16 protein-coding genes and 5 pseudogenes are annotated in these 23,413 nt (G+C 60.6%); 2 read left to right on the top strand and 19 right to left on the bottom strand.

The genetic code is table 11. The annotated features are described in order from the left end of the window. Nucleotides 1–44: 44 nt before the first annotated feature. A pseudogene (locus tag ACZYHG_RS32940) lies at nucleotides 45–1,317 on the bottom strand (IS256 family transposase). 562 nt (nucleotides 1,318–1,879) lie between these two features. Between ACZYHG_RS32940 and nifA the strand changes: the two are divergent. After that, entirely contained in the window at nucleotides 1,880–3,700 is a 1,821-nt protein-coding gene (nifA, locus tag ACZYHG_RS32935) for a nif-specific transcriptional activator NifA (RefSeq protein ID WP_464615346.1), read from the top strand. Nucleotides 3,701–3,945: 245 nt separating this feature from the next. On the opposite strand, the gene ACZYHG_RS32930 is transcribed toward nifA, so the two are convergent. The 8 genes and pseudogenes from ACZYHG_RS32930 to ACZYHG_RS32895 form a co-directional block, all read right to left on the bottom strand. Then, a complete protein-coding gene (locus ACZYHG_RS32930; protein ID WP_464615219.1) occupies nucleotides 3,946–5,850 on the bottom strand; it encodes an ABC transporter ATP-binding protein in 1,905 nt (634 codons plus the stop codon). Next, nucleotides 5,850–7,718 (bottom strand): ABC transporter ATP-binding protein, encoded by a 1,869-nt coding sequence (locus tag ACZYHG_RS32925; RefSeq protein ID WP_464615218.1) that lies wholly within the window; start codon nucleotides 7,716–7,718, stop codon nucleotides 5,850–5,852. The genes ACZYHG_RS32930 and ACZYHG_RS32925 overlap by 1 nt, the downstream gene beginning before the upstream one ends. A 68-nt stretch (nucleotides 7,719–7,786) precedes the next feature. Continuing rightward, entirely contained in the window at nucleotides 7,787–8,698 is a 912-nt protein-coding gene (locus ACZYHG_RS32920; RefSeq protein ID WP_464615217.1) for an SIR2 family NAD-dependent protein deacylase, read from the bottom strand. Nucleotides 8,699–8,733: 35 nt separating this feature from the next. Further along, nucleotides 8,734–8,946, bottom strand: coding sequence for a putative nitrogen fixation protein NifT (nifT, locus tag ACZYHG_RS32915; RefSeq protein ID WP_183455292.1), 213 nt, complete (start codon nucleotides 8,944–8,946; stop codon nucleotides 8,734–8,736). Next, nucleotides 8,943–9,263, bottom strand: coding sequence for a nitrogen fixation protein NifZ (locus ACZYHG_RS32910; RefSeq protein WP_464615216.1), 321 nt, complete (start codon nucleotides 9,261–9,263; stop codon nucleotides 8,943–8,945). Before ACZYHG_RS32910 ends, nifT begins: the two co-directional genes overlap by 4 nt. 68 nt (nucleotides 9,264–9,331) lie before the next feature. Beyond that, complete coding sequence (locus ACZYHG_RS32905) at nucleotides 9,332–9,526, bottom strand: 4Fe-4S binding protein (protein WP_183455291.1); 195 nt, start codon at nucleotides 9,524–9,526, stop codon at nucleotides 9,332–9,334. A gap of 30 nt (nucleotides 9,527–9,556) precedes the next feature. Beyond that, nucleotides 9,557–11,037: pseudogene (nifB, locus tag ACZYHG_RS32900) on the bottom strand (nitrogenase cofactor biosynthesis protein NifB). 239 nt (nucleotides 11,038–11,276) lie between these two features. Then, nucleotides 11,277–11,960, bottom strand: a pseudogene (locus ACZYHG_RS32895) (AAA-type ATPase lid domain-containing protein); the annotation flags it as partial. 106 nt (nucleotides 11,961–12,066) lie between these two features. On the opposite strand from ACZYHG_RS32895, the gene ACZYHG_RS32890 reads away from it, so the two are divergent. Further along, nucleotides 12,067–13,404 (top strand): IS1380 family transposase, encoded by a 1,338-nt coding sequence (locus ACZYHG_RS32890; RefSeq protein ID WP_464611998.1) that lies wholly within the window; start codon nucleotides 12,067–12,069, stop codon nucleotides 13,402–13,404. Between the two features lie 172 nt (nucleotides 13,405–13,576). Here ACZYHG_RS32890 and ACZYHG_RS32885 read toward each other — a convergent pair. From ACZYHG_RS32885 to ACZYHG_RS32840, 10 genes and pseudogenes are all read right to left on the bottom strand, one after another. Continuing rightward, a pseudogene (locus ACZYHG_RS32885) lies at nucleotides 13,577–14,634 on the bottom strand (sigma 54-interacting transcriptional regulator); the annotation flags it as partial. Nucleotides 14,635–14,801: 167 nt separating this feature from the next. Then, nucleotides 14,802–15,101 carry a ferredoxin family protein gene (locus tag ACZYHG_RS32880; protein WP_183455289.1) on the bottom strand — a complete coding sequence of 100 codons (300 nt, stop codon included), beginning with the start codon at nucleotides 15,099–15,101 and terminating at the stop codon, nucleotides 14,802–14,804. A gap of 11 nt (nucleotides 15,102–15,112) precedes the next feature. Further along, on the bottom strand, nucleotides 15,113–16,420 hold the full coding sequence (locus ACZYHG_RS32875) for an FAD-dependent oxidoreductase (protein ID WP_258600534.1): 1,308 nt from the start codon (nucleotides 16,418–16,420) through the stop codon (nucleotides 15,113–15,115). 10 nt (nucleotides 16,421–16,430) lie between these two features. Further along, complete coding sequence (locus tag ACZYHG_RS32870; protein WP_258581056.1) at nucleotides 16,431–17,540, bottom strand: electron transfer flavoprotein subunit alpha/FixB family protein; 1,110 nt, start codon at nucleotides 17,538–17,540, stop codon at nucleotides 16,431–16,433. 16 nt (nucleotides 17,541–17,556) lie between these two features. Further along, on the bottom strand, nucleotides 17,557–18,408 hold the full coding sequence (locus ACZYHG_RS32865) for an electron transfer flavoprotein subunit beta/FixA family protein (protein ID WP_464615215.1): 852 nt from the start codon (nucleotides 18,406–18,408) through the stop codon (nucleotides 17,557–17,559). Between the two features lie 184 nt (nucleotides 18,409–18,592). Then, nucleotides 18,593–18,973, bottom strand: coding sequence for a nitrogenase stabilizing/protective protein NifW (nifW, locus tag ACZYHG_RS32860; protein WP_258599910.1), 381 nt, complete (start codon nucleotides 18,971–18,973; stop codon nucleotides 18,593–18,595). Between the two features lie 11 nt (nucleotides 18,974–18,984). Continuing rightward, nucleotides 18,985–19,209 (bottom strand): hypothetical protein, encoded by a 225-nt coding sequence (locus ACZYHG_RS32855; protein WP_464615214.1) that lies wholly within the window; start codon nucleotides 19,207–19,209, stop codon nucleotides 18,985–18,987. Nucleotides 19,210–19,270: 61 nt separating this feature from the next. Beyond that, nucleotides 19,271–20,423 (bottom strand): annotated as a pseudogene (gene nifV, locus ACZYHG_RS32850) (homocitrate synthase). Next, the gene (gene nifS / locus ACZYHG_RS32845; protein WP_464615213.1) at nucleotides 20,420–21,637 is read right to left on the bottom strand and encodes a cysteine desulfurase NifS; all 1,218 of its coding nucleotides are present in this window, start codon (nucleotides 21,635–21,637) and stop codon (nucleotides 20,420–20,422) included. The pseudogene nifV and the gene nifS overlap by 4 nt, the downstream one beginning before the upstream one ends. 755 nt (nucleotides 21,638–22,392) lie before the next feature. Beyond that, nucleotides 22,393–22,713, bottom strand: a complete 321-nt coding sequence (locus ACZYHG_RS32840; protein ID WP_183455281.1) for an iron-sulfur cluster assembly accessory protein — start codon at nucleotides 22,711–22,713, stop codon at nucleotides 22,393–22,395. Between the last annotated feature and the right edge of the window lie 700 nt (nucleotides 22,714–23,413).

Genomic DNA, 23,413 nt, shown 5'->3' with positions numbered 1-23,413 from the left:
GAAGCTTGTTGAACTTCGGCTGAGCGACGTTGCGCGATCTCATGTTAGGCAGCCCTCGATGCCGGACCAACGGGCTTTGCGGCGAGGCGCTGCTGATGGGCGATCAGCGCAGCGCCCAGGACCGGCAACTGCTTGTGAGCCTTGAGCTTGCGGAAGCCCTTGGTGGCCTCGATCATGCCGGCTGCGACCCATCTGAGGGCCATCTTGCTATTGCGCCAGCGCTTCACGTTGCGCGTGACGCGGCGGATCGTGCCCATCATGTTCTCGGCAATGTTGGTGCAGGCGAGCGAGCGGCGAAGCTGCATGGGCAGCTTCAGCCGGACGACGGTGAGTATCTCGACCAGTCCTTCCAGGATGCTGGCCGCGACGCCTGGCCGATCCTGGTCGAGCCGACGCGCGAGGTTTCGGATGAGCTTCGGCCTTGCCGGCGTCGTCGAGCTCCCAGGCTTGGCGCAGCACCCGGCGCGTCGAGGCGTGAAGCTGCTTGGGCAGCCTATCCATGATGTTGCGCGCCGTGTGAATCTGGCAGCGCTGGATCAGGCTGTCCTTGCCGAAAGTCGCGCGGATCGCCTTGGACAGCGCCTTGGCGCCGTCGACGATGAACAACCGCGCTACCGCCGGATCGAGCCCACGTTCTACGAAATTGTCCAGAAGCGCCTGAACGGTGGCGGCGTTCTCGGTCGCGCCCTCGACCAGCGCGAGAGGATGCTTGCCGCCTTTGCCGTCAATGCCGATCGCGGCGACGAGCACGAGATCGTCGCTCACATGCAGCCCGTCGATCTGGATGACCAGGAGGTCGAGATCAGACAGATCCGCGCTCATGACGGCGTCGAGCTTCTCCGTCGACAAGGCCACGAAGCGTCGCGACGCAGCCGATTTCGACACGCCGCTGCCATGACCCGCCGGCACATCGCCTTCCGGAAGTCGCACCGCCCGTCCGAACCGCCGCGTCGAGACGTTGATCAGCATCAGGTTCATCGCCCAGAGGCCGAGCCAGTCCTCCGACATCGCGCGATCCCAGCTCGGCAGTGCCATCTCCCGCCCATCGACGGTCCGGATCCGCGGACGCTCGACCGCGACCTTGCCGCCGTGAAACCCGATCCGGCCGCGCGTCGAGCCCCAGCGGTGCGCCTCGCGCTCTTCAACCCGGCCGTGGCGCGGGCCGCAGGCTGCTTCGACGTCCGCCTCCATCATCGCGCCCGGCGCCTCCATTCCGGCCGCAAGGCAGAGCCTCTCGAAGCTCTCCTGAACGTCGGCGAACGCTTCTTCCAAAGCTCCGCTCGCCGCAGCCGTCGGCAATGTGATATTCCTTTTCATGGCGTTGCTCTCCTCAGTGGAATCGACACCCCGAGCCTACAGGCTCGAGGCGACCAACGCCGCCCCTTCAGAATTTCAACAATGACCGGGACATCCCCCTGATCTGCGCAAGCTATATCGCGTCAGCTCGATGTGTGCTTAGGCGCCTACTCAAGGAAACACGAAAAGTTACGAGGTCTTTCCATGCGCAGGGAGTGCGGTGGACGTTGTGCTTATCGTCAGCCTGCGCCTTCTACGAAGCCATTCGAAGCGGCCGTAGTGGGCCCGCGCGAGGCCGCAGGTCCGTAGCCTTGGCAGCGACGAGCACGGCCGTTACATCCACCTGCCACCTGCCCGAAAATTACATGATGGGATTCTCTCATGGGCGTCGAGTTCGCTTTCACAAATGAAAGAAAGCTCGGTTGACTAGCCTCCCTCCTTCCCGTCTGTAGACCAAAGTATGGTTGCGCTCGGGAGGAGCCTGAAACGCGCCACGCCACTTAACGAGAGCGCCTACGCGCCGACGGCGTCACAGGCGCACATGCCGCGAGCATTGATTTCGTGGCCCGAGATCGAGGATGACATGCTAGACTTGGAAAATAATCGGGAATCCGAACCGACTGCTGAGCAGACGCCGTCATGCTCCATATCGCTGGGCGCGAAAACGGACGAATCAAAATCCGCGACGAACAACGCGGTCCCCATTGTGCCGTCGCAGGAGAGCACGCTTACCGGGATCTTCGAAATATCGAAAGCACTCACCGCCCCCTCCCGGCTCGAAGTCACTTTGGCCAAGGTCGTCGATCTTCTGCGATCGTTTGTGCCGATGCGGCACGGCATCATCTCTCTCTTCGACGGTGATGGCGAACTGGACATTACCGTAGGCGCCGGCTGGAGCGAGAGCTGCGATGAGCGCAGCCGGATGTACCTGCCGCGGAAGGCAATCGACCAGATTGTGACGACGGACACGCCCCTCTACGCCGAGAACATAGCGGTGCATTCGGCCTTCAGTGCCGCCGACACGGACGTGCTCGGGGTCTCCGACAACATGCCAGTGTCCTTCATCGGCGTTCCCATCCGCGTCGATGCGAATATCGTGGGCACGCTGACCATCGACCGCATACTGGACAACAGGTCAAGATCTTGGCTCGATTACAACCTCCGTCTGCTACCCGCGATCGCCAACCTGGTTGGACAGGCAGTGAAGTTGCATCGCTCATTCGCCTGCGACCGCGAGCAACCGATGGCGGAGAAGGAGCGGCTGCAAAGGCAATTCCGCGAGCTCAAGCATCCTGCGCGAGAGCGTAAGAAGGTTCACGTCGAGGGGATGATTGGCGACAGTCCGGCGCTACACGGTATGCTCGAGAAGGTCGCCGGGGTGGCCAAGGCGAAGATTACGGTTCTGTTGCGAGGCGAATCCGGTACCGGGAAGGAGCTGGCCGCCAAGGCTATCCACGAGTTGTCGCCGCGCGCCAAGCGGCCCTTCATCAAGTTCAATTGCGCGGCGCTGACCGAGACAGTCCTGGAATCCGAATTGTTCGGTCATGAGAAGGGTGCATTCACAAGCGCGTTCAACTCGCGCAAGGGGCGCTTTGAGCTCGCCGACAAGGGGACGTTGTTCCTGGACGAGATCGGCGAGATCTCGCCCTCGTTCCAAGCAAAGCTCTTGCGCGTGCTGCAGGAGCAGGAGTTTGAGCGCGTCGGCGGCAACCAGACCATTAAAGTCGATGTTCGCATCATTGCCGCCACGAACAAGAACTTGGAAGAGGCAGTTGCCAGCAATGAGTTTCGTGAGGACCTCTATTACCGCATCAGTGTGGTTGACTTGCTGGTGCCGGCGCTACGCGAAAGGCGCAGTGATATTTCGCTCCTCGCAGCCGAGTTTCTCAGGAATTTCAACGGTGAGAACGGCAGTATGCTGACCTTCGATCCCAGTGCGATTGAAGTGCTGATAAACTGTGATTTTCCCGGCAACATTCGCGAGCTCCAAAACTGCGTGAATCGGACAGCGGTGCTGGCCGCGGGACCATCAATCGGGAGAGACGACTTTGCATGCTACCAGGGCCAATGCTTCGCTGCGGCGCTGCATAAGGCCAAATCTGGCAAACTCGCGCTGCAACCCCGGCCGATCGTGCCGGTGCCAGTGGTTCCGGCCATACCGCCGGCTGCTGCCGGGAGTTCTGCCGCCGTCGCAGTCCCGCCTGAGACCGCAGGGGAGCCGCCGCTGGGCCCTGCCGGCGCAGTGCACTTAAATGGTGCGAGAACGACCGATGCCGAACGTGTCATCGCAGCGATGGAAAGATGTGGCTGGGTCCAGGCGAAGGCGGCACGCCTGCTTGGACTGACGCCGCGCCAGATTGGTTACGTGCTGAGGAAATACGGCATCGAGATCAAGCGTCTGTGAAAGAACGGCTAAGCCAATAACCAAGACAATTCATGCGCTGGTGTTTCAGTGGGGCCATGCGCCAAATGGAAGAGGCAGGCGCCAACGAGACCAAGAAATTCGCTTGGAGATCAATTGGTGTCGCAGCGCAGAAGTTTGCATTAGCAGGCTGTGGAAAAAGGATCGGAGATACCCGTTTTGAATCTGGTTTGTGCTCGGTCTGATTCTGATACGTTCCGTGAACAAAACAGTTTTTCAACAGCCTGTTAGGTCGAAGAGGAGGCTTGTACCCCCGTATCGGATTTCTTTTCGGGAATGTCGTCGAAGGATGAGTAGTTGAGATTGTATAGCTTGGAATAGAGCCCACCCAGGGCCGTTAGTTGGTCGTGGTTTCCGGTCTCAAAGACTTGGCCGTTCTGAAGCACGATGATGCGATCGGCACTGCGGATCGTGGCGAGCCGGTGGGCGATGATGAGGCCAGTGCGGCCTTTAAGCAATTTTGAAAGAGCCTCCTGGATCAGCATTTCCGTGTAGCTGTCGATATTGGCGGTGGCCTCGTCAAGAACGAGAATCTTGGCGTCGGCAACGAGAGCACGCGCGAAACTGACAAGCTGGCGCTGGCCGAGAGAAAGGTTGCCGCCGCGTTCGCCGAGCTGGGTATCGTATCCGTCTGCAAGGCTCATAATGAAGTCATGAGCGCCGACTGCCTTGGCGGCCTCGATCACGTTGTGCCACGTGGCATCCGTCTTGTGGTAGCGAATGTTTTCGAAGACCGTCCCGGTGAACAGGAACGGCTCCTGCAGCACCATGGCGACCTCTCGGCCGAGCGATTCCTGGGTGAGATCTCGCACATCGTATCCGCCGACCAGCACTTGGCCCTGCTGAACATCATAGAAGCGGTGGACGAGGGCCATCGCGCTCGATTTACCAGAACCGGTCGGCCCGACCAAAGCGACCGTCTCGCTGGGCATGACCCTGAAGGAAACGTTTTTCAGCACCGGATGGCCGGGATTGTAGCCGAACGTGACGTTCCTGAACTCGACCGAGCCATCCATTTCCGGCGAAAGCACTCTGGCATTCGGTTTGTCCTGAACATCGATCCTAACGTCCAGCACATCGGTCAGCCGCTTGCCGGAGGCCATGGCGCGCTGCATGACCGAATACTGGAGGGTAAGGGAGCGAATTGGGTCAAAGAAGCGCTGGATATAGAATAGGTAGGCGACCAAAACGCCCAAGTCGATGCGACCATTCATGATCATGGAGCCGCCGGCCACGATGACGATAGCCATGGCGAGCCCGGTGAGGCCATCGACGATCGGCACCATCACCTGTGCATACTTGGCAGCGGTCAGGTGAGCACTGAGGTCGGCATGCGCCTTGTCGTCATAAAGCATGAAATTTATCTGCTGGCGGTCCATGCACTGGACGGTGCGCACGCCATGAATGGCTTCCGCCAGCGCGCCATTGACGACCGAATTGGTTTCGTGTGCCGCCATGAAGGCTTCGCGGGCACGCGGCAGCCAGACGATGCGGATGATCAACAGGGCCGGCAAGACCGAGAGTGTCAGGAAGCCGAGGCGGAAGTCGAGGCACAGCATCACGAAAACGATGCCGAAGAGAAGAGCAATGTCTCCTACGGAATAGACTGAGGTCTCGACGAATTCGTGGATCGAGCTAACGTCGCCTTGAAGGCGGGACATCAGGCGTCCCACCTCGGTCTTGTCCATGAAGGAGAGCGAAACTTTCTGCAGATGGGCAAACATTGCGCGGCGGATATCAAAGAGGACGTTGTCAGCCATTTTTCCGACTACGGTTTCCTGCGCGTAGGCGGCGCCGAAATTAACCAGAATAGCGAGCGCAAACGCGCCGGCGGCCCTGAGCAGGGCGGAGCGATCAACGCCTGCCGGAGTTATGGCGTGATCGATCGCGCGGCGGATGATCAGGGGGATGAGAAGCTGCGTGCCGACGAAGATCAGCAATGCGGCACTCGAGATGACTACCCTAGCACGGTAGGGACGAACGAAAGTCCAGATGCGTCGAACGATGCTCTTGTCGAAAGCCCTGCCGAACATCTCCTCCTTGATGCGGTGGGAGCCGACCACCGCGTGCGGGGGGCGTCCGCCGCCGTCATTAGGTTCGATTTCAAGTTCGGCGGCGTGCCCCTTGGTCATCAGGGCGCGCCTCTGTGCGTGATCGCACTGTCATCTTCCGGGCGCAACTGGAGATCATAAAGGGCCTTATAGCGTCCTCGCTTAGCCAACAGCTCTTGATGGGTGCCGCGTTCCACGATCTCGCCATTGTCAATAAACAGGATCCGGTCGGCGTGCCTGAGCGAACTCAGCCGGTGGGCAATGATGATCGTCACCCTATCCTTGGCGAATCGCCGTATCGCCGCGCGGATGCGCTGCTCAGTGGCGGCGTCGATCGCGGCCGTTGAGTCGTCGAAAATGACGATTGATGGGCGCAGCATCATTGTGCGAGCTATCGTGAGACGCTGGCGCTGGCCCCCCGATAGGGTGGCGCCGCGTTCGCCAACGACCGTCTTGTAGCCTGCGGGGAGGCTGAGGATGTAATCGTGCAACTGGGCGGATTCGCTGGCGCGCTCGATTCGCTGTTCTTTCGCCCAGGGATCGCCATAAGCGATGTTGTTCTCGATCGTGGTAGTGAACAGGAATGCATCCTGCTGTACGACTGCGACTTCCTTGCGAAGTGTGGCAAGGGTGACCGCGCGGATGTCCTGCCCGTCAAGCGTGATGGTGCCCCCGGTGACGTCATAAAAGCGGGCGATCAGGTGAGCGATTGTCGATTTGCCCGAACCCGGCGGACCTACGATAGCGATCGTTTCGCCTCTACGGGCGCAAAAGCTGATATTCTTCAGAATGGGGCGGTTTCCGGTGCCGGGATATACAAACGAGACATTATTGAAGCTCAGAGTGCCTTCACTGATCTCGAGCGGTTTGGCGCCGGAAGCATCCCTGATCGTGATGTCCTGGTCGAGCAGACCGAAGAGGCGCGAGCCGCAAGTGTAAGCGCGGGCGAAGCCATTGACCATTAGGCCGATCTGCCGGACGGGCATTTGCAGAATGGTCATAAACGCAAGGAACGTGGCGAGCGTTCCGACGCTGATTTGGCCCGCGATGAGCTTGTTGCAACCGATCCAGAGGACCAACCCCATGGCCAAAAAGAATGACAGCGTCATCGCCGACGTGTTGGGCACGTAGACGTCAACCTGCTCGTGGGCGAGGGCGAGCGCGTTCTTCGAGGCGCGGTCGAACTTCACCATCTCAAAGGCCTGTGCCGAAAACGCGCGGACAACGCGGATGCCTGCGAGATTCTCCTCCATCACGCGGCCTAGAACCGAAAGCCGCTCCTGCAGGTCGAGCCAGGTGGCGCGTAGCTTTAGCTGTGTGACCGACGAGCGCCAGGCTACGAAAGGGACGAAACTCAGCGCGATCAACCCGAGCATCGCGTCGATTGATATCATCGTGTAGGCGCCGATGCCCATCAGCATGGTGAGCAGAAGCATACGAACCAGGGCGGTGGAAAAATACATCCGCACGCCGTCGAGATCGAGCATGCCGAGGGTGATTAGATCGCCTGAATGAACCCGGTCGTGAAAAGAAAAGCTGAGACGTTGGATCTTGTCGTAGCAAGCAAGTCGCAGTTCGTACGCGACGTGATGCCCGACGGCCTCCGCAAAATAGTTCTGCGCCATCGTGAACAGGCCGCGTAGCGTACTCGCGGCGAGCAGCAGGAGAGCCGAAGTCCAGAGCGCTTGTTCTGCGGGGATCGCCGCAATACCGCCCCCAATCGCTATCTGAGTCTGGTCGACAGCCTGGCCGAGAAGCTGGGGAATGAGCAGCTGGAGGATTGCCGCTACGATCGTCGATCCGAAAGCGAAGGCGACCTGCCACCGGTTCCGCAAATTCATGCGGGTAATGCGCAGCAGCGTGCTGAAGCCACGGCCCCACCCGGCCGCTTGCTCATGCTTGGACGAATTCAGAGGCTTCGTCGCGCCGCCAATTGCATCAGTACCCACGTGTATGTTCCAGACTGAATTCCGACGCTTCCTGAGGCAAGCGAGAGACCCACAACTAACGACGCCCGTTAACGAAAATCTTGGCCACCATCTACAGCAGTGCCCGATCCGACGAGGCGAGCAGCGGCTTCACCTAAGGGCATATCGATGACCGTAATTGCGCTTGCCGCAAGGAAACGGCGTTCGTTCTTGGTCAGTATTGCCGCATCCATCACCGCATAGTGTGGCCCTTTGGAGCGCTTCATGATCTGTCGGGCGAAGGTGCGCAGCATCTGATCGTTGAAACGGCAACCGACGAAGAAAAGGCCTCGATAGGTGCGCCGTTCCTTCACCACATCAGGAATCGGCGTCTGGAGATCGATCTCGGTGAGCACTTCGACATAATCGGAATCCGCGACCAGAAAGTTTGCGGCCGGCCTAATGCTGCCGTGAGGCGTATAGAGAACCGTCTTTGCGGCTGATCTGGGTTCGAGTTCGCTCCCAGACAAGTCGTAGGCTTTCGTCCAAATGTCACCGAATTCGTTCGCCCGCGTGACGCCTTGTATCTCAACGACGTCCGTTCGACCGGCCTCTGCGAGGGTCGTGCGCATGGCACTGTCGTACCAGCTATCGATGATTAGGGAGAGCGGCAGTCTCGCGAGCCAGGTGTGGAGAACAGTCGGCGCCGCCGGCGCTGCGAATATCTCCGCCATCCATGCCTGAAGCGTCCGGCGATGCCGGCGCTGTTCGATGAACTGCGCGACGGACCACATATTGGTGCGAATCTTTGAAGGGGCTGGCGCCCGGCTATTTAGCGCCGCGGCGACGGCTTCCGGCGTGCACGGTACCGACGGTTCAGCGGAACTGAGGCGGAGAAGGCCCGGACCGAGATATGGGATCATCTCATCGGCCCCGAGCGCGTTGCGCGCAAGGTCAAGCAGCTTTTCGGCAAAACTGCCCTGGATGACGACGAGGTGGCCCAAGTTCAGGATCGTGTTCATGCTCATTGCTCTCGCACCCTCTTCCACCCGCAACATCAGTCCTCGTCGGAGATCTTTCTTGCCTCGACGGTGATCGGCAAACGCGTATCGGGCGGAAGGTCGGGTAGGACGAACTGCCAGCCGTTCCTGAGTGTTATGGCCCCGCCCCACAAATGTTCGTTCTCCAGCTTGATGATGGCCTCTTCGCAATCCTTCTTTGGGAGATACGCCGACAAGCCAGCACCGGTCCTGCGGATCATGACTTTCATCGAGCCGTTCCTTCACGGGCACTGCTTTCGGCACTGTAAGGAGCCTCCGCTTTGTCGAGGCTCATCAGTTCACGCGCTCGCATGCCGACCACCGTGCCGCGATCGATCCATTCGACCGCGTAGATGAAGAACTGCTGGAGAAAGGTGCCAATGTCGCGCACATAACCTTCGTCGCCCTTCCGCACGAGGTTTTCGCCGATCTCCCTGCCAGGATAGGTGCCGTCATTCTTTATGTGTCGTGTGGCACGCACCCGCTCACCCGGCGTAAATCGCGGAGGCTTGCGGATTTCGATGTCCTGTTCGCGTCCGAGCCACATGCGATACATTCCTTTCGAGTTAGAGCCTCCTTCTGAGGCGACGCGGTCGCGGCGAAGCCGAAACGGAGTCAAGCAGGGACGCAGGTCTTCGGCACCGGACATACCGATACGCATTGCTGCGTGTCGGCGGCCTCCTTGCATTCGGTGCATTTGTTCGGATCGATCACATAGGCCTCGCCCTTGAATTTGATCGCTACAGAGGGACATTCGAACTCGCAGGCGCCGCATTGGGTGCATTGGGACGCGATGATCTTGAAAGCCATTTTAACTCCTGGTGGATTGGAATGAGACGGCTAGGCCGTTGCAGCCAGTGGTCCGATCGCAAACGCGGTGGCGTAAGCTGCGCTAATTGCGGTTTCGATGTAGTCATGACCATAAGCGTCCGTTGCTCGGATTCCCGCTTCCGCGAGCTGATCCTTCGGGCAATTTCCGATCTTGGCGCAGAGCACGATGTCTATGCCATCCAGCGCAGCGATGACGCCGTCGAGGGTGGCCTTTTCGCCCCAGCCGCCGACGCAATACTTCTCGACCTTGCGATGCCCAACAAAGCTGATCCCTTTCGGCGAGGCTTCAAAAAGTTGGAATTCCCTTGCATGACCGAAGTGTTCATTGACACGGCCGCCCCCTTAGTCGCCACCGCGACGAGAAGGGACTTGCCGGAGCCTGCTGCCTTGACCATTCCGATCGCCGCGCTCCTGGCCGCCACATGATCACGGCGCTCGTGCGCGACCACCTGTCGATAGGCATCGCGCTTGCTGGAGTCGTAGGTGTCCTTGCCGGCAATCCGGTCGAGCGTGAATTCCTGGCCACGATCCCCGCCGAGCAGGCCGACGGCATCGGCCCGGCACTGCCGGCAGTGGCGCATCAACTTGGCGCCGCCGTCGAGACGATCCTGAAGCGCCTTCAACTCTGTTGCATTTGGACCGCGCTGCCCAGTCAGGCCGTAGTGCGTACCGTGCGCCGGGTCGGAAATCAGCGGCATGACGTTATGCAGGAACGCGCCACGCTCCTTGACCAATTTGTTCACGTCGATCAGATGCTCGTCGTTGACGCCGGGAATCATCACCGAATTGATTTTCGTGAGGATGCCGCGCGCGGTGAGCATCTCCAGGCCCAACATCTGCCGCTCGTGCAGGATTCGGGCGGCCTCGATGCCGGCGTAGCGGCGATGATCGTAAAAGATCCAAGGATAGATCTTTGCGCCGACTTCCGGGTCGACCATGTTGATGGTGATAGTCACGTGATCGACGTTCATGTCGGCGAGCTCGGCGACATGGTCAGGCAGCGCGAGCCCATTGGTTGAGACGCAAAGCTTGATGTCGGGGATCTCTCTGGCGACGCTTTCGAAGGTTGCCCTTGTCTTTTTCCAGTCGTAACAGGCATCGCCCGGTCCGGCGATCCCGAGTACGGAAAGCTGCGGCACCTCGTTGGCGACCGCGATCACCTTGCGCAGCGCCTGGTCGGGTGTCAGTTTTTCCGAAACGACCCCAGGCCGACTTTCGTTGGCGCAGTCATATTTGCGATTGCAGTAGTTGCACTGGACATTGCAGGCCGGTGCGACCGCGACGTGCATGCGCGCGAAAAAGTGATGCGCTTCTTCCGAAAAGCACGGGTGATCCTTGATCTTGTCCCAGACAGCCGGATCCATGTCCTGCGGCTTTCCCGCCACGCCGCAGGTTGACGATGCGCAGCCACCGGACCTCGGGGTCGCCAGCAACTCGTCGAAGACTGTCGTGCTGGTCAGGCCCTGAAGCGAAATTGTCGGTGCGGACATCAAACGGCTCCGTTGCTGGTAACGTCGCAGTTCAAGGCGCAAGAGTTATGCCAGCTCAAAGAGCGGTTCTAGTTCCCGATTGGCTCTGCGTGTCGCATTCTGTCGGTTTGCTCCGGCACAATTTTGTCCGGCTTGTGACAGCGCACAAGCCAATCGGGTCGAGGAGGCACCGCGTCCTGGGCACGTACAGCGTGAGGACGACACTCCGAACTGACGTTTGAAGTCGCCAGCACGCCTGGCTAGAATTTCTTCACCTCGATACCATACCGGCGCAGAGCGTAGCCGACCTGCCGCGGCGTGAGGCCCAGGACACGAGCCGCCTTGGCCTGAACCCAACCGGCCTTCTGCATCGCGTCGGTCAGCCGCTCGCGTTCCGTCAGGTGCCGGCCCTTTGCGGGGCAAGCGGGATCATTGGGATCGCAGGCCTTCACGGGCGAGAACCCTTCCGGGGCCTCGATGCGCCGGATCGGCATCTTCGAGAGCTCGTCCGTGGCATTGCCGCCATGCGAAGGGCCGGCTCCTTTCCAGAGAAGCGAAGAAAGGCATTGGTTGTTCTGGCAAGCGAAATCCGATGGAGTGATCGTCGTCGAACGCGCAAGTGTCGCTGTCCTTTGAACGCAGTTTTCCAACTCGCGGACATTGCCAGGGAAATAGCATTGCGAGATCAGGTCAAGCGCCAGCGGCGCGAAGGCGAGCTCGCGATGGTTTTCCTTGTTGAACCGCTCGAGGAACGCGTTCGCAAGGCGTGGAATATCGCCGGCGCGCTCTCTGAGCGGGGGTAGGATGATTGGCACGACATTGATGCGGTAATAAAGGTCGGCCCTGAACTGCCCATTTAAGACAGCCGTCTCAAGATCCTTGTTGGTGGCGCATATGAGCCGGACATCGACCTGAAGCGTTCTCGTGCCGCCGACTCGCTCTAGCCCGAAAAATTCAGGGTGGTTGGCGGATGTGGCGCAAGCCGTTGAAATGACGTAGGATTTGGTTGCTAAAGCCGATCCGAATCATTTCCCGGAGACCACACCCGCCATGAATGATCTTACCCTGCCGCTGAGCGGTTTGTCATCAGTGGGCGGCAAGTCCGTCGTCGCCCGTTTCGACGGCGGCATGTTGTCCTCCAACTGTGGCGTTCTGGTGCTGGCCGAGGTGGAAAAACGACTGCGGGTGGCCGACCGTCTGGCGCGTTGCATCGATGATCCGCGCTGCCCGGACCAGGTCGTCCACAGCCTGGCGGACATGATCGGCTTTCGCATGAAGATGATCGCCGCCGGCTATGAGGATGGCAATGACGCCAACCGGCTGCGCTCCGATCCGGTCTTCAAGATGGCCCAGGATGCGCTGCCGTCGGGTCGGGATCTGGCCTCCCAGTCGACGCTGTGCCGGCTGGAGAACCTGCCCGGCGTGCGGGAGCTGGTCGCGATGGGGCGGGCGATGGTCGACCTCTATTGCGCTTCCTTCCGGCAGGTGCCGAAGCGGATCGTGCTCGACATCGACGATACTTTTGATGCCGTACATGGCGGCCAGCAATTGCGCCTGTTCAACGCGCATTACGACGAATACGGCTTCCAGCCGATCGTAGTGTTCGACGGTGCGGGCCGGTTCGTCAGCGCGATCCTGCGACCGGCCAGGCGGCCGAGCGGGGCAGAAATCCGCCCCCACCTGCGCCGCCTGGTGCGGGCGATCCGGAGCAATTGGCCGAACACACGGATCCTGATCCGGGCCGACAGCCACTACTGCGGTCCGCAGGTCATCGACTGGTGCCGCGCCAACGGTGTAGACTTCATCCTCGGCGTGGCGCCCACCACGACGCTGCGCGAGCATGTCGCGGACCTGGAAGCCCGCACGATGGCGCGCTTTGAAGCGTCGAAGACGAACAAGGTCCGCCGCTTCAAGGAGTTCTTTGACGGCGCCGCCAGTTGGAGCCGCGTGGAGCGCATCATCGCGCGCGTCGAGGTCGGCGCCAAAGGAGCTGACACCCGCTTCATCGTCACCAATCTGGCCAGTGGCAAGGCCAAGGCGCTCTACGAGGACCTCTACTGCCGGCGCGGCGCGGCCGAGAACCACATCAAGTCCTGGAAGACGCATCTTGCCGCCGACCGCACATCCTGCACAAGAGCGACGGCCAACCAGTTCCGGCTGTTCCTGCATGCCGGCGCCTACTGGCTGATGTGGGGCCTGCGCGCTGCGATGCCGAAACGCTCGAGCTTTGCCGTCGCCCAATTCGACACGCTGCGTTTGCGCCTCATCAAGATCGCTGCGCGGGTGGTCGAGATGAAAACGCAAATCCGCCTGCACCTGCCGACATCCTGCCCCGACCAGCGTATTCTGCGCATCGTCCTCGATCGCATCCCCCAACTCGCGACATAACGATGGGGCGCAGGCGCCCCGAAACGAACCCGCCGACCGCAACCTGCAAACCCCGCCTGCCTTCACGACGGATCATTGCCGGCGCCCGACGAGGCTTGTCAAAATGCACCCCGAGGGCGGCCAGATCGCCGATGCAGGCCGCCGAAAGCCGATCGCCGTGCATCAAGGCGGCTAGTTCGCCTTCCTGCAGGACGCGCAACAGCTTGGCTTGAAAAGCAGGCGAAATCTCGCCGATTTCATCAAGTAGCAGCGTTCCGCCATTTGCCAGTTCGAAGCGGCCGGCGCGCTGCGAGATAGCCCCGGTGAAGGAGCCCTTTTCGTGCCCAAACAACTCTGATTCCAGAACGCTTTCAGACAGTGCTGCGCAGTTTAATTTGACGAAAGCCTTCTTCCCCGGGCCGAAAGCTTGTGGATGGCTTGGGCAAAGAATTCCTTGCCAGTGCCGCTTTCGCCCCGCAGAAGCACTGTGGAATTGGTTCTCGCCACGACCGAGACGGTTTCGAGTACCCGCTTGAGCGCGAGACTTTCCCCGATGATCCCGTCGATTTTGATATGCCGATGCCGGGCTGCGTCGGCCCTGTTCTCGTCGAACGACTTCTCCGGTCGCCCTTGCTCCTCAATGTATCGCTGACCATCCATACTCAGCATACGATGGAGACGAATGGTGCGGCCGACAAGGTTGGCCACCATGGTCAGGAACCGTACGTCCTCGTCGCCGGAAGAGATGCTCTCGCCCTCACCGACGCGGTCGATCGACAATGTTCCAAGGATCTCGTGCTCGGCTACTAGCGGGATTCCGATGAAGGCAATTGGGATCGTGCCGCCACTCGAAGACGGCTGAACCTCAGCCTGAAATAGTTCGGACTTGCCAACGTCCTGTATTATGAGCGGCGCCTCCGTAGCGACGATCCGGTCTATCGCGGCTTGCGGTATGACGCGGCCAATTTCTGATTGAGATGGGTGGGAACTGCCGACGATTGCGGTAATCCCCGGCGCTGCTTCGGCGTCCAGGACGACGATGGCTCCATGGCGCAATTGCACAAATGAAGAAAGGGTATTCACGACATTGGCGATGGTAATCTCAAGCCGGGTGGGGGCAGTCAGGACCTGCGATATTTCGTAGAATCCCCTGAGGGAGATGTCCGGTTCGTGGATGGAGTTGATCCGTGGTTCAGGCAGGGTGTTCGAAGGTCCTTCTTCTTCGAGCCTATCGCTCGGCATGATAGCCATGGAAACACCTCAGGGGTCTTCCAGAGTGCTCCTTCCATGCGCCATTTTGGATTCTGAAATTCGAAAGCACAGAATTCATGAGCTCCTCTCAAACTGCGAGATCGGTCTAAAAAATGCTTTGGCGTTTGCTTGCATTTCAGGTGCAGCCGAAACGGTGCGATCGCCGATCACCCGAATTTGAAGAGGACACCGAAGCCGCCGCGCGGGTAGTTCCACTCGATCTCGCCATTGCTCTCGCACAATATCCGGCAAGTGCCGCACTCCATGCAGCCGTCGGCGGTGATCTCCACTTGACCCTTGTCGTTCAACTCATAGCATTTCGCGGGGCAGATGTGGGTAAGCGCGCGCAAGTTCGCGCTCGGGCTCTCGTGCGGTCGCACTTTGATATGCGGCCGGCCAGGATCGACCAGATAGCGGTTCTGGTAAAGCTTGTCCTCGACGCGTAAATTCGTCACTGCGATCGTCATCCTGTCTTCCCTCAGCGCCAGGCCAATGCCAGGCGGACCGCGTCGCTGACCAGCCCCCAGCGAGAACGCACGTTGATAAAGGCGCGCGTGGTGGCCTTTTCCTTTTCAATCTTCGGTGTGCCGTCGACACGCATCAAGTTCTGCGCGGCCAGGGATATCAAGCGCGGATAAGTCGTGAAGAAGTTGCTGGAATTCGTGTGGATCAAGGCCGGCATGTCTTTGTATTTCCGAAGGTCTTTGACCACGAAGGAGTTGTCCAGCATGGTCTTGTAGATGGTGAGGTTTCGTCTGGTCATCGGATTGTTGCGGCGCTTGACCCCGACGATTGCCTCAGCCGCGATCCGGCCGGAGGTCATGGCGAGGTTCGAACCTTCGCGGTGAATCGCGTTGTTAAATTGGGCGGCATCACCGACCACGACCCAGCCGTCGCCAAAGAGCTGCGGAATCGCCTTGTGGCCGCCTTCGGGAATGAGATGCGCGGCATATTCCTTCACCTCAGAGCCGGCGATCAGCGGCCGGATCGATGGGTGGTTTTTGAACGCATCGAGAAGGACGTAAGGGCTCTCCATCGTCGCGGCGAAATCGGAGACGAGGCAGCCTATGCCCAATGAGATTGACTCCTTGTTGGTGTAGAGGAAGCCGAGCCCAGCCATGCTGCGGGAGATCGTCCCCACCGCCTCGATGACGCAGCCTTCATCGCCCTTGACGCCGAACCGCTGCTCAATGACCTCTTCGGGCAGGAAATGCATTTCCTTTACGGCGAGCGCCACGGTTTCTGGTTTCGGCATCTTGCGCAGGCCGGCGCGCGTGCCAAGCAGTCCCGAGACACCTTCTGCGAGAACGACCACGTCCGCGAAGATCGGCCCGCCGGCCCGGTCCGTGCGGACGCCGACCACCTTGTCCTGGGCATCACGGACGAGTTCCGTTACGGTCGTCTCGCACAGAACCGTCGCCCCGGCCTCGCGCACCTTGCGCGAAAACCATTTGTCGAACTGGGCGCGTATGATCGTGTAGCGGTTGGGCTTTGCCTCGTTGAAGTCATCCGACCGATAGTGAATCCCGGTGTGGGAGGTCTCGTCCATCACCCAAAGCCGCTGTTCAACCAGATGCCGCTCAAGAGGCGCATCATCCCGGAAATCGGGGATGATCTTCTCCAGCATGTTCGCGTACATGATGGCGCCCTGAACGTTCTTGGAGCCCGGATATTCACCGCGCTCCAATTGCAGCACGTTCAGGCCGTTGCTTGCCATGATGTAAGCAGCTGCGTTCCCGGACATGCCGGCCCCGACGACGATGGCGTCGAATTTCTCCTCGATCATATCCGTTTCCTTAGCTTGCAAGCTTGTCGCGACTGTGCGGAGACAGCCGCCGGGTAAAGGCTTCCGTAAGCGCGGGCAGGAAGCGGATGGCATCGGTCACGATCCCGAGGTGGGCAAAATCGAAAATCGGCGCGGTCGGGTCGGTGTTGATGGCCACGATGAGATCGGCGCCCTCAACTCCAACCCGGTGCTGAATGGCGCCGGAAATCCCCGCCGCAATGTAAAGCTTCGGCCGGATGGTCTTGCCAGTCTGGCCGATCTGTCGATCAGCCGGCATCCAGCCTTTCTGGACCAGCGGGCGCGAACAGCCATGTTCGGCGCCAATTGCTCGAGCGAGATTCTTCACAAGCTGCAGGTTCTCGGCCGCGCCGAGGCCAAGGCCTCCCGCAACCACGACGTCGGCATAGGCGAGATTTGCCTTTGCCGACTGGCTATCAGGCAGGAAGCCGAGGACTTTGGTCACGATCTCGTCCTCGGCCAGAGATACCTTGTGCTGGATGATACGCCCGACGGGCTTATCCGTGCGCTGCGGCATGGGCATGACCCTCGCTCGCACTGTCGCCATCTGCGGCCGGTAGTTGAGCGTGTAGATCGTGCATAACAAGGAACCGCCGAAAGTCGGACGGGTAGCCGCGAGCGAACCGTCGGTATCCACGTCAAGTTCGGTGCAGTCGGCCGTGAGCCCGGTCTGCAAGGTGGTCGCCACGGACCCGGCAAGATCCCTGCCGAGCGTGGTCGCTCCGAGAAGAAGGATCTCGGGTTTGTGGGTATCGACCAGATCCGTCATCGCCTTGGTAAACGGCTCATTTCGATAATCGGCGAGCAGCGGTACCTCGGCGATGTAGACAAGGTCGGCGCCATAAGCGAACGCCTCGGCAACGGCATACCAGGTGGCTTCTCCTGGCGGTCCGAGCACGACGCCCGCAAGCTGGACGCCAAGCTTGTCGGCCAGCTTGCGGCCTTCGCCGAGCAGTTCGAAAGACACGGGATGGACTTGGCCACGTTCGAGTTCGATGAAGACCCAGACGTGCCGGTAGTCCTTGAAACGGTCAGGCAGTTCTTTCTTTATGCCGGCACGGCCGGCGGCAGGGCGAGCGGGTTCTCGATTCGCTGTCGACATTGTCTACTCCTGGCCGTCACGCGCCGTTGTTGAAGGCGAGTTCATGTTCCAGCGGCGGCTGACGGGTGAAGATTGCGGCGATGAGTTCGTCAGCGGCATCGCGCAAGGTCTTCTCCGCGGTCTCGATATGCTCCGCTTTTTCCGCCCGCGCAGTCGGGGCAAAAACGCGCTTGACGACCGTCGGCGAGCCGCGCAGCCCACATCTGGTAAGGTCCTCAATGCCAGCGGCGACCGCAGTCCACTTGACGATCTGACTGCTCGCGGCGCACAGCGCGTCCTCGAACGAGCCCCGCCGGATCTCGTTTGTGCCTTCCAGCATGGTGATGAGGCAAGGCAGCCTGCTCTTCAGCATCTGCGTGCCGCCTTCGCAGCGGCGCTCGACCTCGATCTCGCGGGCAGCAAGATCAATGGAGCCGATTTTCGCGACATAGGTGAGTTGTTGGAGGTCGAGGCGCTTGGCTATGCCAGGCCCGACCTGGGCGGTGTCGCCATCGATCGTCTGCTTGCCGGTGAACACGATGTCGGGCGGGCCAAACGTTTCGCCAACCTTCGCTATTGCTTGGGAAAGAGCGAAGGAGGTCGCCAGCGTGTCCGAGCCGGCAAAATAACGGTCGGTCAAGAGCACCGCCCGATCGGCTCCGTAACCGAGCGCCTTGCGTAGCGAGTCTTCTGCCATGGGCGGACCCATGCTGAGCACGGTGACCTCGCCACCATAAGCGTCGCGAAGTCTGAGTGCTTCTTCCAGGGCAAACAAGTCATAAGGGTTGATGATGGTCGGAACACCCTGGCGCATGATCGTGTTCGTCACCGGATGGACCCGTATTTGTGCCGAGTCCGGCACCTGCTTGATGCAGATTACGATGTGCATTGGCGGTTTCTCTAGGCTCCTATCGGGATACGGGCTTGGCAGTTCATCTTCTCCTCTGCATCATTCGTGCCAATTGTTTTGCATGCCCATATTCCTGGAAGTTCGGTTGGTTGCGCTGAGGGCGGCGTCGTGATGACCGGATTTGTCGGCTTCTCGACAATGTCGCGTCGCAATCGTGTCGCGCTCATTCCTTTTCGAACCGCTTCAATGCGGCGTCGAACGGGACGAAGGTGCGGCCCGGCATGGCAGGTTTGTTCGGATCGTGGTCCTTAAGCACCTTAAAGACACGGTGCGTGAGCGGCGAGGAAGCAGCGAAATCCTCGTAGGCGCGTTCCAGCTTGGTGCGCACCCGCGCGGCGATCACCCGGTCAGGCAGACCGGAGAAATCTTCTTCGGCAAGGTATTCTCCCACGCGCTTCATAATATGGAGCCGTGAGACGTTGAGCACCTTCGGGTCATAGGAAGCGCCAAGGACCGCGAAGAACTCCTCCGCAGCCGAAAGGCCCTTCAGTCGCGCGAGAATGTCCGTCACGTCGACGGTATGGCCATCAGCAGAACAAGTCATTGCACTCTCCCTTACTTGGGTCGGAAACCGTGGTATCTGGTGCGTTCGTCGCACCGGCTAATCTGCAGTCGCGAATGGGATGCCGTCATCGGGCAGGTGACGTCGAGATCGAAGCGGCCATTCAGGAACGCGGTAACGCCGACCAGCGTCACGCGAGGCGGGACGTTCTCCATCAGCGCATGGGCGCCGACCCGGCGGTCGCGCGCCTTCACATCGGCGATGACCTTATGGACCATCAGGGCTAGCCGAGCGGCTACCAATCCGGAGGAAATGGTCGAGGATAAATGACATCGCCACCTACTCCTTTCCAAGGTCTCGGCCGGCTGCCTCGCTGCGCAGTGTGTCGTAGAGCTCGACCAGTTGAGTTGCGGTGACGGTCGATTTGGTCTCGGTCGCCTAGCGGCGGACGCGGGCAACCATCGCGGCTGCCAGATCCGGGTCGAGATCGCGGCCACTATCGCCCAGCACATAGGCGATCGCGGTCGCACCGGAATGCTTGCCAATGACGATTCGCCGGCAGCGGCCCACGAGAGCCGGATCGAGCCCCTGATAGGTACGCGGGTCCTTCAGCAGCCCCGCGACGTGAATGCCGGACTCGTGGCTGAAAACATCGGCGCCGACGATCGGCTTCATGGCCGCGGTCTGCCGGCAGGCGGCCCAAGCCACCCGGGCGGCGAGGTCCGGCAATGCGGTCAGCTCGATGCCTGTATCCGCGCCGTCGAGAACGGCCATCGCGGTGGCCACCTCTTCCAGCGCGGCATTGCCCGCCCGCTCTCCGAGCCCCAGGACGGTGACGGAGGCATGGCGGGCGCCGGCGCGTATTGCTGCCAGCGTGTTGGCGACCGCAAGGCCGAGATCGTTGTGTGCATGGAATTCGAGGTCGATGGGAGACAGCGCCGCGAGCTGAGCGACAATCTCGAAGGTCGAAAAAGGGTCGAGAACGCCGACCGTATCGGCCAGCCTGACGCGGCTTGCGCCGGCGCGCGCGGCCGTCTCAATGACGCGGGCCAGATGATCCCGATCGGCTCGCGAGGCATCCTCGCAGCCGACGGCAACGAAAAAGCCGTGGGCGGCTGCGCGCCCGACCATCTGCGCGATGATCTGGAGCGCTGCCCCCTGATCGAGGCCGAGTTTGGCGGCCAATTGGATGTCCGATGCAGGCAGCGACAGATTGACGGCGGTGACGCCGCTCTCGATCGCCGCCTCGAGATCCCGCGACGTCATCCGGCACCAGGCCGTGAGCCGCACCGGGAGAACTCCTGGCGACCGCGGCGCGAATTGTTTCGATCTCGTCGCCGCCCATGCTCGGCGTGCCGATCTCGATCTCTGGGATGCCGGCTGCCGCGAGAGACTCGGCGAGCTCCAGCTTTTCCGCAATGGTGAAGGAAACGCCGGGTGCCTGCTCGCCATCGCGCAAGGTGGTATCGTTGAGGAAGACATCACGGTTCATGAAAGGAAGTCTATTCTGCTGCCGCTCTGGCCTAGACCCGATTGATGATCTTCATTACCTCGCCTCGTCGGCCCAGGACTGGGTGAGCCACGCACCTTCTCCACGATCGGCGGCAAGACCTCGAGCACTCGGTCGATGTCCGCTTCGCCGTTGTCGCGCGAGAGGGAGAAGCGGACTGCGCCGTGCGGCGTTTTCATGGCCCTCAGAACGTGGCTCGATTCCAATGAGCCGGAGATGCACGCGGAGCCGGAGGAACACGCAATTCCGGCGCGGCTGAGGAGAAGTGGGATTCCATCGCCTTCGACATGTGCAAAGCCAATGTTGGCGGTGTTTGGCAACCGCTCCAGCGGATCGCCATTGACGAAGGTGTTCGGGACGCGCTCGAGTATCCCCTCTTCAAGGCGGTCGCGCAGCGACTTTACCCGTGTGGTCGCGTCTTCCACGAATTTCAAGGCGAGTTGGGCCGCCATGCCCAGCCCGGCTATGCCAGGCGTATTCTCGGTGCCCCCACGCCGATCGTGCTCTTGGTGCCCGCCTTTGATCATCGAGCGGAAGGGCACGCCACGTTTTACAAAAAGCGCTCCAATCCCTTTCGGGCCATGCAGCTTGTGGCCGGACAGCGACAGCATGTCGATTGCGGTCGATTTCAGGTCCATGGGAACTTTGCCGACCGCCTGCACAGCATCAGTATGGAAGAGGGCGCCGGCTTCCTTGGCCAACTCAGCAAGCTCGCCAACAGGGAAGATCGTGCCGGTCTCGTTGTTTGCCCACATGATCGAGACGATTGCCACGCGTGGGCTCAGGGCGGCCCTGTAGGCGTCGAGGTCGAGCCGGCCCTGGCGATCCACCGGGATCCTGTGCACCGTGACGGCCCGCGTCTTCTCAAGATGCGTGCAGAGTGTCAGCACCGCAGGATGCTCGACCGCGGAAATCAGGATCTCTGTCCGGCTGGGCGACACCTCCAGCGCCGAAAGAATCGCTGCATTGTCGCTTTCCGTCCCGCCCGATGTGAAGATGATCTCATGGTCGAGCTCGGCGCCGATCAGCGCTTGCAGCTGCAGGCGCGCCTTATTCACCGCCGCAAAGGCCGAGGCGCCGAAATCATGCGTCGACGAAGGGTTGCCGAATCGATCCCTAAAGAACGGCAACATCGTTTGAACGACCTCAGGATCGACCCGTGTCGTGGCGTTGTTGTCGAGATAGACAGGTCTCATGCTGTGATCCCTCAGTTGACCAGAACGAAGCGACGCGGGAGATCGGTCGCATGGAGCTCTGGCGCAGGCCCTTGGTGGGTGGTGGAGACTGGCGGCCGGTGCAGGCGTCCGAAAGTCTGACGTCGACATGGTCGCCGTCGATATCGTCAAGTTCGCCTCCCCGGCGAGGGCCTCCGGTTAACTCCCGACAGCGTCTACTATCAGTCGAGTTTGCTGCAGCGCCGTCACTGGGCGGCCGGCAACTTCGGGCCCTCCAGGAGCTGAACTGTTTCGGGCGGGGACGTTCCGCGCATCCCACCTGAAGCGATCGCCGGTCCCGAGACGGGCTTCGACCTTGCCTCCTTATTGAGGGCGCGGGCGTCTGTTTTGGCGGGCGTCTAGACCTGCTCTGCCGCAATAGACCCCGCCGCGGGCATTTCTCCCTGGACCAGTACAAGCACTTCCACGATGGCTGCGAGGCATCCCGGGGCAGCCTTTGTGTAGCAACTGATCTGCTCCATGGCGGTTTGCCGATGGTGAGTTCGATAGCCGCCGACAATGAGGCGACCGCGGCGCGGCCGCTGAAGGTCTGGCGCTCGGCGGCAGTGATCCTTGACGTCCCCCGGTCGATGCCGTTGACAGATTCAAACATGTCGCCGTAGCGGATGGTCCCGAGCTTACCTCCTGAATTGGCTGTTTCCAGAACGTCGGCATGCGTCCGGTTGAAGTGTTCCTTGGCCTTCCCGCTAAAGTTCCACATGCGGCTACTCGGGCGATCAGCCGAAGGACTTGCCGCAAGCGCACTTCTCCCGCGCGTTGGGATTATCGAAGACGAAGCCGGAGGACTCCAACCCCGTGACAAAGTCGACGGTCATGCCTGCTACATGGGGTTGAGACCCTACGTCCACGAATACCTTGACCCCATCTGCCTCAATGATCGCATCGCCCTCGCGCAAGACGCTCTCGGGGCCCATCGAGTATTTGAAGCCGGCGCAGCCGCCGGTCTGGACCATGATACGAAAGCCTTCCGCCGGCTCGCTGGCGCGGGAAAGGACGGTCTTGACGGCAGCAACTGCGGTGTGGGTGAGCGTAATCATGGCTCGAATTTCTCCTCAATCCGTCACGCATTTGCGGACGACAGTGCACGTGCCATGCCAAAGTAAAACGTTTTTAAAACAAAAGCTTGGCCCTTCAGCCCTGTGTCGGATGTGCGACATTGTCGGAAGTGCGCACGTCGCTCGTCACGTGAATTGCGCCGTAGCAATCCCGTCCTCATTCCTGGAAGACGGCTGGGCGACACAACTGATGGTTTGTCTAACCCGCGACACAGTGGTCTCGGCGTGGGTCGTGCCACTCCTGCCTAAACCCTTGACCCGTATGCGAACGTCTTTCCGAGGTCGCTTCTGCGCAATTGGCACGACTTTTGAAGCTCCGCTTTGGAAGGCGGCACAACTGCCGACCGACACTGATCCGCGGGTGGCCTCGCGATCAGTGGAACAATGTAAGGGAAGCAAGATGTCAGGTTTTGACCAGATCCGCTTTCTGAAGGAAAGCAGCCCCGCCCGTCCACCCCCAAACGCGGGATCGGTCGGTTGGCGTCGACCTCTACAATCGCTCGCTACCGGCCAGTCGCCGGCGACCGCTTGATGGGAGACCGACATCTGACTGTCAGTCTCGTTGCGCCGTCGTACAGCAGCCAGCGCCTTTCGAGCCGGTGATCCTGGCCGAGCAAAAGATCGGCATCGAGCACACGGGCGGGCTCGATTGGAACAGGACAGCTGATCCTCAACTATTATG

The organism is Mesorhizobium subarcticum, from assembly GCF_055456085.1.
This window is presented reverse-complemented; position numbering and strand designations above follow the sequence as displayed.

Bases quoted from the DNA above. Each gene is read 5' to 3' on its own strand.
- ACZYHG_RS32890 (WP_464611998.1), top strand. From the start codon at position 12,067: ATGAATGATCTTACCCTGCCGCTGAGCGGTTTGTCATCAGTGGGCGGC.
- nifA (WP_464615346.1), top strand. From the start codon at position 1,880: ATGCTAGACTTGGAAAATAATCGGGAATCCGAACCGACTGCTGAGCAG.
- ACZYHG_RS32875 (WP_258600534.1), bottom strand. From the start codon at position 16,420: ATGATCGAGGAGAAATTCGACGCCATCGTCGTCGGGGCCGGCATGTCC.
- ACZYHG_RS32880 (WP_183455289.1), bottom strand. From the start codon at position 15,101: ATGACGATCGCAGTGACGAATTTACGCGTCGAGGACAAGCTTTACCAG.
- ACZYHG_RS32905 (WP_183455291.1), bottom strand. From the start codon at position 9,526: ATGGCTTTCAAGATCATCGCGTCCCAATGCACCCAATGCGGCGCCTGC.
- nifS (WP_464615213.1), bottom strand. From the start codon at position 21,637: ATGAGACCTGTCTATCTCGACAACAACGCCACGACACGGGTCGATCCT.
- ACZYHG_RS32840 (WP_183455281.1), bottom strand. From the start codon at position 22,713: ATGATTACGCTCACCCACACCGCAGTTGCTGCCGTCAAGACCGTCCTT.
- ACZYHG_RS32930 (WP_464615219.1), bottom strand. From the start codon at position 5,850: ATGACCAAGGGGCACGCCGCCGAACTTGAAATCGAACCTAATGACGGC.
- ACZYHG_RS32855 (WP_464615214.1), bottom strand. From the start codon at position 19,209: ATGGTCCATAAGGTCATCGCCGATGTGAAGGCGCGCGACCGCCGGGTC.
- ACZYHG_RS32910 (WP_464615216.1), bottom strand. From the start codon at position 9,263: ATGTGGCTCGGACGCGAACAGGACATCGAAATCCGCAAGCCTCCGCGA.
- ACZYHG_RS32920 (WP_464615217.1), bottom strand. From the start codon at position 8,698: ATGAACACGATCCTGAACTTGGGCCACCTCGTCGTCATCCAGGGCAGT.
- ACZYHG_RS32870 (WP_258581056.1), bottom strand. From the start codon at position 17,540: ATGTCGACAGCGAATCGAGAACCCGCTCGCCCTGCCGCCGGCCGTGCC.
- nifT (WP_183455292.1), bottom strand. From the start codon at position 8,946: ATGAAAGTCATGATCCGCAGGACCGGTGCTGGCTTGTCGGCGTATCTC.
- nifW (WP_258599910.1), bottom strand. From the start codon at position 18,973: ATGACTTGTTCTGCTGATGGCCATACCGTCGACGTGACGGACATTCTC.
- ACZYHG_RS32865 (WP_464615215.1), bottom strand. From the start codon at position 18,408: ATGCACATCGTAATCTGCATCAAGCAGGTGCCGGACTCGGCACAAATA.